The 13,887-nt window shown below is 42.4% G+C and carries 15 protein-coding genes; 9 read left to right on the top strand and 6 right to left on the bottom strand.

Features of this window, described 5'->3' with window-relative positions:
• Positions 1-69 precede the first annotated feature (69 nt).
• The 5 genes from IEW82_RS00805 to IEW82_RS00785 are packed head-to-tail and all read right to left on the bottom strand — an operon-like array spanning position 70 to position 4,745.
• On the bottom strand, positions 70-783 hold the full coding sequence (locus tag IEW82_RS00805; RefSeq protein WP_188687897.1) for a GntR family transcriptional regulator: 714 nt from the start codon (positions 781-783) through the stop codon (positions 70-72).
• 11 nt (positions 784-794) lie between these two features.
• Positions 795-1,808 carry a sugar kinase gene (locus tag IEW82_RS00800; protein ID WP_188687895.1) on the bottom strand — a complete coding sequence of 338 codons (1,014 nt, stop codon included), beginning with the start codon at positions 1,806-1,808 and terminating at the stop codon, positions 795-797.
• Complete coding sequence (gene dagF, locus IEW82_RS00795; RefSeq protein ID WP_188687894.1) at positions 1,801-2,553, bottom strand: 2-dehydro-3-deoxy-phosphogluconate aldolase; 753 nt, start codon at positions 2,551-2,553, stop codon at positions 1,801-1,803. Before dagF ends, IEW82_RS00800 begins: the two co-directional genes overlap by 8 nt.
• A gap of 1 nt (position 2,554) precedes the next feature.
• Positions 2,555-3,658: a DgaE family pyridoxal phosphate-dependent ammonia lyase gene (locus IEW82_RS00790; RefSeq protein ID WP_188687892.1), complete on the bottom strand. Its 1,104-nt coding sequence runs from the start codon at positions 3,656-3,658 to the stop codon at positions 2,555-2,557.
• Positions 3,636-4,745 carry an amidohydrolase/deacetylase family metallohydrolase gene (locus IEW82_RS00785; protein WP_188687890.1) on the bottom strand — a complete coding sequence of 370 codons (1,110 nt, stop codon included), beginning with the start codon at positions 4,743-4,745 and terminating at the stop codon, positions 3,636-3,638. The genes IEW82_RS00790 and IEW82_RS00785 overlap by 23 nt, the downstream gene beginning before the upstream one ends.
• 574 nt (positions 4,746-5,319) lie before the next feature.
• Here IEW82_RS00785 and IEW82_RS00780 point away from each other — a divergent pair.
• Positions 5,320-6,060, top strand: coding sequence for a Cof-type HAD-IIB family hydrolase (locus IEW82_RS00780; RefSeq protein WP_188687889.1), 741 nt, complete (start codon positions 5,320-5,322; stop codon positions 6,058-6,060).
• A gap of 215 nt (positions 6,061-6,275) precedes the next feature.
• On the opposite strand, the gene IEW82_RS00775 is transcribed toward IEW82_RS00780, so the two are convergent.
• The gene (locus tag IEW82_RS00775; protein ID WP_188687887.1) at positions 6,276-6,671 is read right to left on the bottom strand and encodes a helix-turn-helix domain-containing protein; all 396 of its coding nucleotides are present in this window, start codon (positions 6,669-6,671) and stop codon (positions 6,276-6,278) included.
• 188 nt (positions 6,672-6,859) lie between these two features.
• On the opposite strand from IEW82_RS00775, the gene IEW82_RS00770 reads away from it, so the two are divergent.
• From IEW82_RS00770 to IEW82_RS00735, 8 genes are all read left to right on the top strand, one after another.
• Positions 6,860-7,111 (top strand): hypothetical protein, encoded by a 252-nt coding sequence (locus tag IEW82_RS00770; protein ID WP_188687885.1) that lies wholly within the window; start codon positions 6,860-6,862, stop codon positions 7,109-7,111.
• Positions 7,112-7,265: 154 nt separating this feature from the next.
• The gene (locus IEW82_RS00765) at positions 7,266-8,618 is read left to right on the top strand and encodes an APC family permease (RefSeq protein WP_188687883.1); all 1,353 of its coding nucleotides are present in this window, start codon (positions 7,266-7,268) and stop codon (positions 8,616-8,618) included.
• A 19-nt stretch (positions 8,619-8,637) separates the two neighbouring features.
• On the top strand, positions 8,638-9,594 hold the full coding sequence (locus IEW82_RS00760) for an acetamidase/formamidase family protein (protein WP_188687881.1): 957 nt from the start codon (positions 8,638-8,640) through the stop codon (positions 9,592-9,594).
• 198 nt (positions 9,595-9,792) lie between these two features.
• Positions 9,793-10,380, top strand: coding sequence for a YdcF family protein (locus IEW82_RS00755; RefSeq protein ID WP_188687879.1), 588 nt, complete (start codon positions 9,793-9,795; stop codon positions 10,378-10,380).
• A 567-nt stretch (positions 10,381-10,947) separates the two neighbouring features.
• Positions 10,948-11,973 carry a Gfo/Idh/MocA family protein gene (locus tag IEW82_RS00750; RefSeq protein WP_188687877.1) on the top strand — a complete coding sequence of 342 codons (1,026 nt, stop codon included), beginning with the start codon at positions 10,948-10,950 and terminating at the stop codon, positions 11,971-11,973.
• A complete protein-coding gene (locus IEW82_RS00745) occupies positions 11,970-12,959 on the top strand; it encodes a Gfo/Idh/MocA family protein (protein ID WP_188687875.1) in 990 nt (329 codons plus the stop codon). Before IEW82_RS00750 ends, IEW82_RS00745 begins: the two co-directional genes overlap by 4 nt.
• A 72-nt stretch (positions 12,960-13,031) precedes the next feature.
• The gene (locus IEW82_RS00740) at positions 13,032-13,190 is read left to right on the top strand and encodes a hypothetical protein (RefSeq protein ID WP_188687874.1); all 159 of its coding nucleotides are present in this window, start codon (positions 13,032-13,034) and stop codon (positions 13,188-13,190) included.
• Positions 13,191-13,225: 35 nt separating this feature from the next.
• Positions 13,226-13,885 (top strand): phosphate signaling complex PhoU family protein, encoded by a 660-nt coding sequence (locus tag IEW82_RS00735; protein WP_188687872.1) that lies wholly within the window; start codon positions 13,226-13,228, stop codon positions 13,883-13,885.
• Positions 13,886-13,887 lie beyond the last annotated feature (2 nt).

Below are 13,887 nucleotides of genomic sequence, written 5' to 3'. Positions count from 1 at the left end.
TTGAAAGGTTCTCCTCTCACTTTTTGTTAGCGCTTTCTATTTATCGAAAAGAAAGGGGGATTCCCACCTTTATACATCGTAATTCACGACATAATGTTGAAGTTCAGTATTATAATAGCCTTCACTGTATTCGATCGGAGTTCCAACGTCATTATAGGAGTAACGGATTCTTTTTAATAAGGCAATACTTTTATCTAAGCCAAGGGCCTTTTCTACATGGGAGGGGGCTTTTGCTACAGCGAACTCATCGCGAAAGTTCTCCAATGTGATACCTTGCTCTTCGATGAAATCGTAAAGGGATTGCCCACCAAGTTCAGAAGCCTCTGTCATGTCGATATGCATGGAAAGAAAATGTGTGTAATGAATATAAGGCCTTTCATCGAGTAAATAGAGGCGATCGATGCGCAGACATTGTGCGCCAAATAAATGGTAGAGCGGAGTATCTTTAGCCGTAGCAATGGCTTCAGCTTTTAGCCATTTTTTACTCAAGGCATGGCCTTCATCGACAAGGAGTTCTGTAAAGCGTTTTCCTTTGTAAAGCTTAGATGTGACCGTATTTCGAATGACTTTTGTTCCTTTCCCGCTTCGCTTTTCAAGGAACCCTTCTTGGACAAGCGCATTAATTGCATTCCGAACCGTGATTTTGCTGACATTGAATTCTTCTTCAAGCTGGGGTTCAGAAGGTATAAGGCTATTGACTTTATAGACACCGTGTAGGATACGGTCTTTTAATATGTTTTTAATTTGTAGATATAATGGTCCTTTTTTTCGGGAGACATTCATGCTCACATCGACTACCTTTCTACATCGTTCAATGATGCGGTCATTGCTTGGAAAATGTCATGCTCTGATGACATAGGGGTATCACCTGTTACTGTATGAGCAAGCATGGCAGCTGCGGTAGCGAACATGATGGTTTTCTCAGGTGAAAAACCTTGATATTCACCATGAACAATACCGCTGACAAAGGCATCCCCAGCTCCAATTCTATCATATACCGAAAAGGTTAAGGGTTGAGAAAAGGCAAAAGACTGCTCCTTGAATAGATAACCTTGTAATGTATGGGTATTGTTTGTATGAATGCTGCGGTGCGTTCCAGCAATTAAAGAAATGTTATAATGGTGTGCTACCCTTGGGATCAACTCTTGCAGTTGCTCATGAGGTTGGGTTTCATCTGTTTGCATGCCGAGTATTAGCATGGCATCCTTTTCGTTCATCATAACGATGTCAGCATGGGTGAGCATGTGCTCGTAATAGGGTCTGGCCTTCTTATAGCCATTCTCTCCCCATAAAGACGGACGATAATTGCAATCGAAGATAATCCTTCCTCCTTTAGCTTTGACGGCCTCAACCAGTGAAGTGATATGCTGTCTTACAGTATCGTTCATAGCAAGCGCTATCCCGCAGAAATGGATAGCATCAATAGTGGAAGCGAGGGCTTCCACATCGTAAATGCCAGGAGAAGCTGTGTTGAAGCTACTTTCCAAACGGTTAGAGTAAGTGACACGACTTGGTCTTGGGCCAAATCCATTTTCTAAAAAATACATGCCGAGAGCATTGCCTTCTCTAACAGTAAAGGATAGGTCAATACCAAGCTTTTGAATGAAGGACATCGCAGCATCCCCGATAGGGTTTTCTGGCAGCGTGGTAACGAGACAGCCATCGTGTCCTAAGCGAGTAAGGGCTGAAGCGACATTAACCCCTGTCCCTGAAAAGGTATAGTGCAGTGTGTTGGATTGAGATAGAAGATCATAGCCTGGGACCTGCAAGCGCATCATAACTTCTCCAAAGGCTGCGATCTTAGCCATGCTGATCAACCAACTTTTTTATAAGATGATAGATGGATTGGACATCTGCTACTTTCGTATTTCCCGTTTGCTTATCAATAATTGAAGAATAAACATGGGGAATGATGTGGGGCACATTGGCTTCAAGCGCAATACGTAGGATCGCTTCAATATTATCCTTATCGATGCCGCCGGTTGGTTCAAGGGCAAAGCCTTCCTCACCACAGGCTTGTGCTACAGCTCTATATTCCTCCTCATGACTTAAGCCTTGCATCGGAAAGTATTTTAGAGCATTACCTCCCATATCTTTTACAAGGGCGATGGCTGCCTTAATGGGAACAATAGCTTGCTCCTTTTGCTTGGCACTTGCTGGGCCGGTCGAGAGATTCACAAAGCCCACTTGGCCGCTTGGGGCGACGAGTGCGTTAATCCAGCTCTCTTGGTCTCCAAGGTTTGCACGTGTCATGCCAACAGCTGGGAAAACTTGATTGATATGACTTCCAGAGTAATGTTTAGCAATCTCAGACACTATTGCTGCTTGCTGGTTATCACCGCTACCTAAACCAATAGAAACAGCATCATCAATGGCTTGACCGTAAGCCTGCATTGCGGCAACAGCTTCTGGAACAGAGGGATAATCCTTTGAAAGTACCCCGACTAACACATGGCCCTCAGCAGCGGCAAAAACCTCTTGAGCATTTTGGAGACTATTAGCTAGAACATTTAAAGCGATGCGCTCTTTGTAAAAGCGTTTTAAAATAGGCATGTTAGTTTCCTCCTAATATCTCACGAAGTCGTGTGGCAATAACTTGGACATCATCTCCTTTTAGAGGACGTGGATCAATGTCAAAATAACCTTGTTTCACCCCGTAATCTCGGGTATAGATCGCGATCTTTCCTTCGCGTAATTGCTCCACAACTTTTGCAGCAGTAGTCTGAGCTTTGTGTGGGTCTATGTGGATTCTGGCCCGAAAAATCATCCTACCTGCTTCATCTTGAACAAGAGTGACTCGAACGCCAGTCATCTCTTGTAGAGATGTTAATTCTTGTAAGGTATTTTTTTGCTGGTCATTCTGCTCTGTTTTTTGCATATACTCATCGAGTGCTTGAAGAAGGCCAAAGGTGGTTTCCTTACCGACCTTCATGCTTCGACCTATACCATGAAGTTGGACTTTAAGCCACTCAATATATTCGCGCTTGCCTGCAACGATTCCTGAAGTTGGCCCTTCGATAGCTTTGGAGCCACTATAGATGGCAAGGTCCGAGTACTTTACATATTTTTGAATATCTTCTTCGGCAGCAGCGTCGATAATCAGGGGAACATGGTGGTACTTGGCGATATTCCAGGTTTCCTCAACTAACAGCATATTTTTTTGGACCGCATGATGGGATTGGACGTAGAGAATAGCGGCTGTATGCTCATTGATCGCTTCTTCAATATGCTGTGCCCTGCCTTCATTGGCATAGCCCACTTCAATCAGCTTTCCACCGCCTAAATAAACCATGGTTTCAATGGGAGCACCATATTGAACATTGTGTCCTTTAAAAAGGATGACTTCATTGCTTGTGAGGGGGTCCTGGTGCAGGCGTGCGCTTGCTCGCCGGTTCCCTCTGGTTACTAAGGCCGCAATACTTAAAGCGATGCCACTTGAAGCAGAATTCACAACGACAGCAGCTTCAGCCCCGAGTAGATTAGCAACATAATCTCCCGATTTGTCCACTAAATCAGCGATTTCTACATAGCTTTGGCCACCTGCTTTCATCGCTTCCATCACGGTATCCGAAGGGGTTGAGACCCCTAAGATACTCATACGGCCACTTGCATTAATCACACGTTTAAGCCCGTATTTAGCATTTAATGAATGTTCCATTGATAACGACTCCTTGTGCTTCAATTCTTTTAGTGCCTATGCGTTCTTCTCCCTCTGAATCAATGAGTGTGATTGGTTCGTCCTTTACAGTAAATAGCGTCAAATTGGCGGGAGCACCTACTTGAATGCGACCGAGCTCGGGTTTTCTCAGCCAATCGGCTGCATGGGTCGTCACCGCGGCAATGACATCCGCTAGAGTGTAGCCTAGATAGAGAAATTTGGAAAGAACGTTTGCCATATTATAAACGGGGCCATTCAGGCGATTATGGCGATAGATATCTGTACTAATGGTATGGAGTCCAATATGATGAGCTTTGGCGGCCTCGGCAACCTTAAAAGAAAAGCTCGCGCTTCCGTGTCCAACATCTAAATGAACACCGCGATGGAGTGCGGCGCGTAAAACTTGACGTGGCTCACCATTTTCACAAAATAAGCCATTGCTTTTTCCGTTAAGGTAATGTGTAATAACATCCCCTTGTTTTAAGTAAGGTAGAATTTCATCGACGCTTGGTGGCGCAGAGCCGATATGAACCATTAGTGGCAGCTCTGTTGTTTCTGAAAGCGCGCGTGCAAGAGAGAGAGGCCGAATGCCACTTTTCCCAACAACGCTCTGACTCATCCGAACCTTTAGACCAACAATGGATGTTTTGAACGTATCAATGGCTCGAGTTAATTTCTGCTCATCAATCCAGCCCAAATGGGACAGTTCATCAATGCGTTTTAGACCGATTCGGGAAATGTTCAAGAATGCGAGCAAATGGGTTGTCGCTTGTTCACCAAGGGCTACCAGGTCGGCAATGCGATCAGCTCCGCAGCTGCCAGCATCAACAATAGTCGTTACACCACTTTTGATACCAATTTCATCGATGTCATCTCCATAAGGATCAAACTCTGGAAATGCATGGACGTGAAGGTCAATCCAGCCACTGGATACATAATAATCAGAACAATCAATACGGGATTCTCCAGATAAGCTCCCGCCGGGTGCAATCTCAGCAATCCTCCCATTCCTAATGAGGATATCGCGAGTTCCACCATTGAGCCTTTTAAGACCACTTAATATAAAATCCTGTGCCGTATCTGTCACCTCCTTAACGAAATATTGAATCTAAATTTTTAGAATATAGGGATGTGATGCCATGTTAGCACAAAACAATGAGCAAGTAAATATAACGTTATAATGTTTATGGCGAAGAACAGAAAAACATGTCTCCTATCAGGCGAAAGATGTATGAAAATGAGCTTCCTATTTCCGTTTTCCTTGTTTTGGCAAAGAGATTAATGATGATTTTGGTACCTTGTTTCTTTAGGGCCTCGAGCGGAGGTGGAACATTATATTAAGGCGCTCTCCACATTCTCACACCTACACTTTTTCATTTAATCATGCTGATTTCTAGTGCTTCAACATTGGCCTACTTTTAAGGTGACTATGTTGTTCGTCTGCTGAATCTAGATTTTATAATTTTTGTTAGATCCGGTAAAATAGGAAAGACTATCTTGAGTTAAAAGGGGATCTTTTAGATCTGCATGGTGATGAAAGAGCTTGATCGTCATAAAGTGGAGAAGAATGAAAATAGATTAATGTGCTCAAGGCCACAGGACTTTTCGAGCATTTATTGTTAATATTATAAGCAGATGTTTAAAAGTAAGGAGAGTTTATTATGTCTTCTAGAATACGTTTATTAGCTCTTGATATGGATGGCACAACATTGAATGAAACGAATCAAATCAGTGCAGAAAATCAAAAGTGGATTCAAAAAGCAATGGATGCCGGAATCATGGTCATGTTTGCTACAGGCCGTCCGTTACAAGAGATCGTCTCTTATAGAGAACAACTGGATTTACATAGTCCGATGGTATTGCTTAATGGCAGTGAGGTTCGGGATGCTGATGGGGTTTGTATAGAACGTCATTTTCTTAACCCTGAGGATGTTGAGAAATTACATCAGTTAGCAATGAGCTATCAAACATGGTTTTGGGGCTATACTTCGGAAGGGCCTGTCAAAAGGGAAAAGTGGCAGGAAGCGTTTTTGTCGAGACATTGGATGAAATTTGGCCTGCGGTCAGATGATCATCAAGTCATTCAAGAAGTGATGTCTACAATAAAAAGTTGGGGAAATTTAAAGGTAACAAGTTCTAATTGGAACAACGTGGAAGTAAATCCAATGGGAGTGTCCAAGGCAAGTGGTGTAAGAAAGGTGTGCGAAAGATACACGATGAGTATGTCTGAAGTCATGGCAATTGGTGACAGCCTAAATGATTATCCTTTATTTGAAGAGGTAGGATTAAGCGTAGCGATGGATAATGCTCATGAAGAGTTGAAACAGATAGCGGATAAGAAAACGGCTTCGAACACTGAGGATGGTGTGGCGAAAGCGATTGAGCAGTTTTTATTGGATTAATAATGTGACAGTATGAAAGGAAGGCCCTGCACCCGTGTTGTAGGGTTTTTATATAGCCAATGGAGTGGATCGTGCTCATTTCCGCTCTATGCTGCTCACATTCCACGGGCACGGCCTTCGACGCGCAAGCTGTGCGGTGAAGCATTTTTCGGATAGGATGCTCTATTCTCAACAAGGTTTGGTCATTCACTGGGTCTTCTTATCCCTGTGTAGAGCTAGTCGCTGTCTTTTAGAATAGACTGAAGGAATTCTTGTACTTGCTTTTTCTTTTCTTTTGGGGCTTTAAGATAACTTTCGATAAAATGAATGGTTTCGGGGTCATTATCGAATTCTTCTTTGACCTCACTGAGAAGTGTTCTGTAGATTGGGGAGTAAATGGAATGCTCTTCGATATAACCAGCCTTTTTCATAAGTTCATCATAGGAATAGTCATAGGCCTTGGCAAGACGTTTCAGTGTTTGTGGTGATGCTTTTAAAGGGGTATGAGTTCCCCTGCGAAAGCCCTTTTCTATATCAGAAATGTAAGAATGAGAGAGTCCTGTTAACTCTGCCACTTGTCTTAATGAGCGCTTTCCACGCAAGCTTTTTAGTAATTGCCCCAATTCACTCATAGTTACCCTCCTTATAAATGATCTTATTGCTACTTAATTATAACACTTAAAAAAAATTTAAAAGTTAGATGGTATAAAGTTGACAAGAACAAGTGTTCGTATTAAAATGAAAGCGTGGAACATGTTCGACTATATGGGGTGTGAAGCTGTAAAAGTGACATTAAAAAAATCCAAAAGGTGGGGAGCTTATGTTAATTGTAAGAGAAAGCTTTATGGATGATTTGACGGATTTTTTTTACAAAAGGGATGGGCGAATTGAGGGCGAAGAAAATGGATTATATCCTATTGAAAAATATTTGGAAAGTACATTGTCTAAAGAAGAATATCTGGAACTGGAAGAAATAATGAGTAACGTTATTGCCAATAAGAGATTTCTAAGTTACAAAAAAGGGTTTCAGGATGGTATGAGAATGCTAACTTACATGTATAAAAAGCTATAGCGCATGGATGGTAAAAAAGAACACCCCATGCGTTTAGAGTGCATTATTGTTTATTTTTATAAGATTTATTGACAAGAGGCAAGGTTAGTAATACTATTAATTATCTAAAAAATAATAGAAATCTGAATGATGGGGAAGAAAGGGAGTTGTTTGTATGGCACAACCGTCATCTGTAGAAAAACTAGGTTACAAACAGGAGTTAAAGCGGAGTCTCTCTTTTTGGGACCTCTTAATTTACGGGCTAATCTTTATGGTCCCAATTGCCCCATTTGGTATTTATGGTGATGTTGTTACGGCCTCAAAGGGTATGGTCGCCCTTGCCTATCTTATTGGCATGGTAGGCATGATCTTCACTGCATTAAGCTATGCACGAATGTCAGAGGCTTTCCCGATAGCAGGGTCTGTTTATGCCTATGCGGGCAAAGGGATCAATCCATATGTTGGTTTTGTAGCCGGATGGTCCATTTTGCTCGACTATATTTTAATTCCAGCCCTGCTCTATGTAGTCAGTGCTCAAGCATTGACAGGAATGATTCCAGGAGTGCCAAGTTGGATATGGCTCGTTGTGTTTATTCTGATTAATACGATAATTAATTATTTTGGCATCGAATTTACTGCGAAGGCTAACATCGTCATCCTTATTTTTGAGTTAATTGTTCTTGCTTTATTTATCGTCATTGGCATAGTTGCGATTGCTAAAGGGATTAATGGTGCAGAATTTTCCTTTAAACCCCTATACGATCCTGATTATTTCAGCATGCATCTTGTTATGGGGGCTGTATCCATCGCGGTTCTAAGCTTTCTAGGTTTTGATGCGATTTCGACTTTATCGGAGGAAACAAAAGGTGGAGTCAAATCTGTGGGAAGAGCGACTATTGCTTCCTTGGTTATTGTTGGGGTGTTGTTTATGGTCCAAACATGGGTTGCGGCTCTGATTTTCCCTGATTTTAATAGTTTTGATGATATTGGGACAGCCTTTTATCAGGTTGCCGATATCGCGGGTGGAGGCTGGCTTGGTAATTTGACTGCCGTCGCTACGGCAATCGCTTGGGGGATTGCCGATGCTCTAGTTGCACAGGCTGCAATATCTCGGGTGCTTTATAGCATGGCAAGGGACCGCAAGTTACCTAAGGGATTAGCCAAGGTTCATCCAAAGTATAAAACGCCTTATGTCAGCACAGTGATTGTGGCTGTGATCTCGCTTATCGTTGGTTTAGCCTTTATTTCAAATGTAGGAGTCTTATCTTCTTTTGTTAACTTTGGTGCGCTAACCGCCTTCTTATTTTTACATGTCAGTGTATTTGTTCACTACATCTTGAAAAATAAAAGTAAGGATTATTGGAATCACTTTATTTTACCGCTTATCGGTTTTATCATTATTGGCTATGTTTGGCTAAGTTTGGCGACACAGGCCAAGCTTCTGGGTCTGAGCTGGTTAGCGATTGGTGTCATTATAGCCATTGTTTTGGCGGTGCGAGGAAAAGAGACAACCTTAGAAATTGATTGAAGAATAAGGAGAGATACTCATGTCTATTCATCATCATACCCATATTCATCATACGATTCATGATATGAAATCCCACTTGCATTATGGGTGGGATCGTGACCTTAAACCCATTCTTGAAATCGATCCGGGCCATTCGATAGGTTTTGAGATTCTTGAATGTTCAGGTGGACAATTGACGAAGCAATCGAAGGCTAATGCACTCATGCATTTTGACTTTGATAAGCTCAACCCAGTGTCAGGGCCGATTTATGTAAAGGGAGCGGAGCCGGGGGATACTTTGGAAGTTGAAATCCTAGATTTTCGCTCATTAGAGTGGGGCTGGACAGGGGTTATCCCGGGATTTGGGCTGCTTGCTGATGAGTTTAAAGAGCCTCTATTGAAGACATACGATTTAAGTGGTAAGAATAAAACTGAATTTCTACCAGGGATTGAATTATTTATCAAGCCTTTTCCGGGGACGATAGGTGTTGCTCTTCCTGAACCCGGTCATTTCAACGTGGTTCCCCCAAGGAAGAATGGTGGAAATCTAGATATTCGCCATTTGACAGCAGGCACGAAGCTTTATTTACCTGTTTGGGTAGAAGGTGCACTTTTTTCCGTAGGAGATACGCATGCTGCTCAGGGTGATGGAGAGGTGTGCGGGACGGCGATTGAAGCATCAATGGAGATCACTCTTCGTTTTAAGCTGCATAAGGGTAAAACGATTGCAGAACCGCGTTATGCCATACCAGGACCCCCTACACCAGAGGCAGATAGTCGAGGATACTATGTGACGACGGGACATGGGGAGGATTTATATCAAGCCTCCCAACAGGCGATCCGTTATATGATTGAGCATCTAGTTGAAACGTATGGGCTGACATCGGGAGAGGCATATATGCTGTGCAGTGTCGCTGTAGATTTACGTATTAATGAAATTGTCGATGCTCCCAATTGGTTGGTTTCCGCTTTCCTACCTAATGCGATATTTAAATAATTAAAAAGAGGGCTCTCACTTGAGAGCTCCCTTTTTGAATTAAGGTGTAAATGGAGTGGGGAGTGCACGTTTCCACTCACGATAGCTGGGAGCTTGGTTAGGGAAGGGGTTTCCATGCTTGCGTTCGATACGGTTTGGATTAAAATAAAGTCTAAACTTTCAATTTATTCATGGGTAGTGATAAGGTATAATGAAATTATGAAAAAAATAAAGCGTATGCTTTTATTACTCATGGCTTTGCTGGTCGTGATTGGCTTTTTTGGTGCTGGTCCTTTCTTATATATAAATGAAAAGCCTGTACATTCAGATGTGATCATTGTTTTAGGTGGGGGGGCAGGCGAGAGAGAGGGTCTAGCGAGTGCATTATATAAGGAAGGTTATGCACCTTATGTCATGGTCTCTAATGGTGGTGCGCGGGATCATCCAACACCAGAGGTGGCGGAATTAGAGATGGGTTGGTTGAAAGCAGATGGTGTACCGGGCTCTGCCATCATCCCGGAATTAAAAGCACAAAGTACATATGGCAATGCAGTCTATACTGAAAAGATGATGAAAAAGCATGGGTTTAAATCAGCGATTGTTGTATCGTCAAGCTATCATATGAGACGAAGCCATTATATCTTTCAGAAGCTTTATAAAGGATCGGGGATTGCTTTACATTATAAGGGGGCAAAGACACCACATTATAATCCCACTTGGTGGTGGACGACAGAAGCGGGATGGAAAAATACAATAAGTGAATATATTAAGCTGGTCGGTTATATTGTGCTATATGGAATATTTTAAATGATATTTCAGGGATTAATTGAGTTCAAATAACAGCACCATTCGCTATGCTTTGTTAGCGAAATGGTGCTGTTTTACTTTTATACTATCAGAATTTATAATTTCGCTGACGCTCATAAAGGAAGAGAGTATAAATGTAACTTTGACTTTCGCCTTTAAAGCTTGCGGGCACCCTAAGTGTGTGATGTGCAAAAATCACATCAGAAGTACCAGCGAAGTGGTGCAAGCCAAGTTTTCTAAAAAGATCAGGGAGTATAAAATTTTGGGTGTAAATGGAGTGGATCGTGCACGTTTCCATTCTAATCAGCTGGATGACGAGGGTGCATGTTTGGCTTTCAGGCGTTTTTCAGAGACCTCGTTGCTATTCCCGTAGGAGCCTCCGTATTTTGACTACGCTTCTGGTTTCCCTGGCTCCTTTTAAAATCTTATCGTTCGGTATGAGAGTGATCTCTTTTCGTTTTGTCTCATCCCTAAAATTTTAATAAAAAAAGGGTCTAAGGCAGAAGATCTCGTATTATATAGTTTTAAGAGGGAAAAATAAAAATTTTTAAAAAATGGGGCGAGACGATGCGTGCAAAATTAAAATCTGCCGTTTTGGGATTAGGTACCATGGGGCGTGTTCATGCTGAAGCTTGGTCGCACATTGAAGATGCTGAGCTTGTAGGTGTAGTAGATCTTGACAGAGAGAAGGCGCAGACGGTAGCTTCTCAATATAATCTCCAAGCCTTCTCAGATTTTAGTACACTCATAGAGCAGTCCGATGTTGAGGTGGTTGACATTTGTTTGCCTACTTATTTACATAAGGAATATGTGGCAGCAGCAGCTAAAGCTGGCAAACATGTCATTTGTGAAAAGCCATTAGGCCTCAATGTACAAGAAGCACATGAGATGATTAACCTATGTGAAGCACAAGGCGTTAAGTTATTTGTTGCTCAAGTCGTTCGTTTTTTTCCGGAATATGTGCAAGCAACTGAACAAGTCAGAAGGGGAAAAATTGGGAATGCGGGTGTGGTGAGATTAACACGAGGTGGCAGTTTTCCGCATGGATGGAACAATTGGTATGCGGATGAAGATAAAAGCGGCCGTTTGATCCTAGATTCAATGATTCATGATTTTGATTGGCTGCGCTGGACATTTGGGGACGTTCAGCGTGTCATGACGCGACAGGCATCCTATTCTGATGGGAAAAAGGATTTGGACTATGCATTGGTTACGCTCCGCATGCTGGATGGAACCATTGCGCATGTTGAAGGCACCTGGGCACATACGGGTTTTCACACGTCATATGAAATCACAGGTGATAAAGGAATGCTCTCATATGACAGTCAAGAGGGTGTGCCATTAACAATGCAGCTCCACTCTGGTGATAGGCAATCAGAGCAAAGCGGTGTTCCTGTGCCTGAAAGTCCGCTTACTGAGAGTCCTTACTTAAGAGAATTAAAGCATTTTACAGACTGTATTCGTACGGGAAACCCTCCGATTGTGACAGCGGATGATGCATTAAAGGCTGTAGAAATAGCGCAAGCGGCGTTGGCATCGGCAGCTTCTGGAAAACCGGTTGAGCTTTCAAAAATGGGAGGTGGTGTGCGATGAAAATAGGGATGATGAGTTTTGCTCATATGCACGCCTATACTTATGCCAAACTCTTAAATCAGCGTACAGATGTTGAACTTGTGGCGATATGGGATGATGATCAACAGCGAGGATTGGCAGCCTCTAAAACCTTTAGGAGTCTTTTTTATGGTGATGTAGCTGAATTTTTAGCATTAGATCTTGAGGCGGTTGTGATTTGCTCTGAGAATAGTAAGCATCACGATTTAGTGATTCAGGCGGCCAAAGCGGGTAAGCATATTTTATGTGAAAAGCCGATTGCAACAGAAGTGCAAGATGCTAAAGAAATGATTGAAGTGTGTGAGCGCAATCAGGTTATCTTGCAAATTGCTTTTCCCGTTCGTTTTGCGCCGAGTATCAGGCGTGCTAGAGCGGTGATTCAGTCGGGCGATCTGGGAGACATCTTAGCTGTGAAGGCAACGAATCATGGACAAATGCCAGGAGGCTGGTTTGTTAACAAATCGTTATCAGGTGGTGGGGCTGCAACGGATCATATTGTCCACGTCATGGATATTATTCGCTGGGTGTTACAAACCGAAGTTAAGGACGTTTATGCGGAGCTTGATACACGATTTTACGACATTGATGTAGAGGATTGCGGAATGGTGTCACTGGCTTTAGAGTCTGGTGCCATTGCTACTATTGACCCGAGCTGGTCACGTCCCAAGACTTTTCCAATGTGGGGAGATGTCACACTGGAGTTTGTCGGAACTAAAGGGACCTTAGCTGTGGATGCCTATAAACAATCGTCTAAGTATTATAATGACAGTGAAGGAAAGGTACAGCTTATCCCTTGGGGGGATGATATGGATGAAGGTCTGATTTATGATTTTGTGCGCTGCGTCCAAACGAAAGGTATGCCATCAATTACCGGAGAAGATGGGCTGAGAACATTAGAGGTGGTTAAAGCAGCCTATCAATCCCATCAGGACAAACAAACAGTCCCTGTCAGTAGAGTCATGATTTGAGCAGGCGAATAAGTATTTAACTTAGGACTATTTAATGAAGGCATTTTAAAGAGGCCAAGGGGGCATTTCCCATTGGTCTCTTTCATTTATGCTGGAGAGGAAATGATGGGGAAGAGCTTTTATATATTAGGGGATTCCAATAAAAAAATAGGAGACATCACACCGAAAGAATTGAATAAAATAGACATTATATTTATGGTCAGGGCTCCTCTGATGGGGAAACAACTATAAATCGAGGGCCCATAAAGTGTTAAGAGGAGCGTATCATGCTGACGAGAAGAAACTACTATGTTGATCAAAAAAAGCAAATTGAACAGGTTGTTCTACGAATGATTGACCGTTTAGACACATTAATGTCCCAATGCATGAGTTATCTGAGTGAACCCTCCAAGGAAAACCAAGCCTTTATGTTGTGGACGGAGGATAAGCTTGATGCAGAGGAAAAGGAGATTGAAAATCAGATTCTTAATGTTATTTCTGTACAAAATTTAGATGTGATTGAGTTGAAATGGTTGATGACAATGTCAAGGATTATCCGAGAGTTGGAGCGATGCGGGGATCAACTCACCAATGTAATGACCGTTTGTAACATAACGTCCATTGAATCTGAAACAACTGAGGTCATTGAGCGGTTTTTCTTACATGAGTCCGGGATGGTTCAAGATCTAAAGGCTGGTATGCTTGCAAAGGATGGCGAGCGCCTAGAGCTCTTAATAACGCGTGATGAGCATGTGAATCGATTGAATCGAGAGACATATAAGCGCATGACCCATTCAATGAATGAAAATAAGCTGGATGCAACATTGGGTTCCAAGATTATCATGATGTGCCGTTTTTTAGAGAGGTTTGGTGATCACCTTGTGAATGCTGGGAAGCTTTATAAAAATTACATGGCATTTGAAAAGGAGAATGAAAGGATTCTGTAATT

Source organism: Pullulanibacillus camelliae, from assembly GCF_014642655.1.
In the GTDB taxonomy this organism is placed as follows: Bacteria; Bacillota; Bacilli; order Bacillales; family Sporolactobacillaceae; genus Pullulanibacillus; species Pullulanibacillus camelliae.
The sequence above is the reverse complement of the archived record's forward strand: the minus strand, read 5'-3'. Positions and strand labels throughout refer to the sequence as shown.

Bases quoted from the DNA above. Each gene is read 5' to 3' on its own strand.
- IEW82_RS00805 (WP_188687897.1), bottom strand. From the start codon at position 783: ATGAATGTCTCCCGAAAAAAAGGACCATTATATCTACAAATTAAAAAC.
- IEW82_RS00800 (WP_188687895.1), bottom strand. From the start codon at position 1,808: ATGGCTAAGATCGCAGCCTTTGGAGAAGTTATGATGCGCTTGCAGGTC.
- dagF (WP_188687894.1), bottom strand. From the start codon at position 2,553: ATGCCTATTTTAAAACGCTTTTACAAAGAGCGCATCGCTTTAAATGTT.
- IEW82_RS00790 (WP_188687892.1), bottom strand. From the start codon at position 3,658: ATGGAACATTCATTAAATGCTAAATACGGGCTTAAACGTGTGATTAAT.
- IEW82_RS00780 (WP_188687889.1), top strand. From the start codon at position 5,320: ATGTCTTCTAGAATACGTTTATTAGCTCTTGATATGGATGGCACAACA.
- IEW82_RS00775 (WP_188687887.1), bottom strand. From the start codon at position 6,671: ATGAGTGAATTGGGGCAATTACTAAAAAGCTTGCGTGGAAAGCGCTCA.
- IEW82_RS00770 (WP_188687885.1), top strand. From the start codon at position 6,860: ATGTTAATTGTAAGAGAAAGCTTTATGGATGATTTGACGGATTTTTTT.
- IEW82_RS00765 (WP_188687883.1), top strand. From the start codon at position 7,266: ATGGCACAACCGTCATCTGTAGAAAAACTAGGTTACAAACAGGAGTTA.
- IEW82_RS00760 (WP_188687881.1), top strand. From the start codon at position 8,638: ATGTCTATTCATCATCATACCCATATTCATCATACGATTCATGATATG.
- IEW82_RS00755 (WP_188687879.1), top strand. From the start codon at position 9,793: ATGAAAAAAATAAAGCGTATGCTTTTATTACTCATGGCTTTGCTGGTC.
- IEW82_RS00750 (WP_188687877.1), top strand. From the start codon at position 10,948: ATGCGTGCAAAATTAAAATCTGCCGTTTTGGGATTAGGTACCATGGGG.
- IEW82_RS00745 (WP_188687875.1), top strand. From the start codon at position 11,970: ATGAAAATAGGGATGATGAGTTTTGCTCATATGCACGCCTATACTTAT.
- IEW82_RS00735 (WP_188687872.1), top strand. From the start codon at position 13,226: ATGCTGACGAGAAGAAACTACTATGTTGATCAAAAAAAGCAAATTGAA.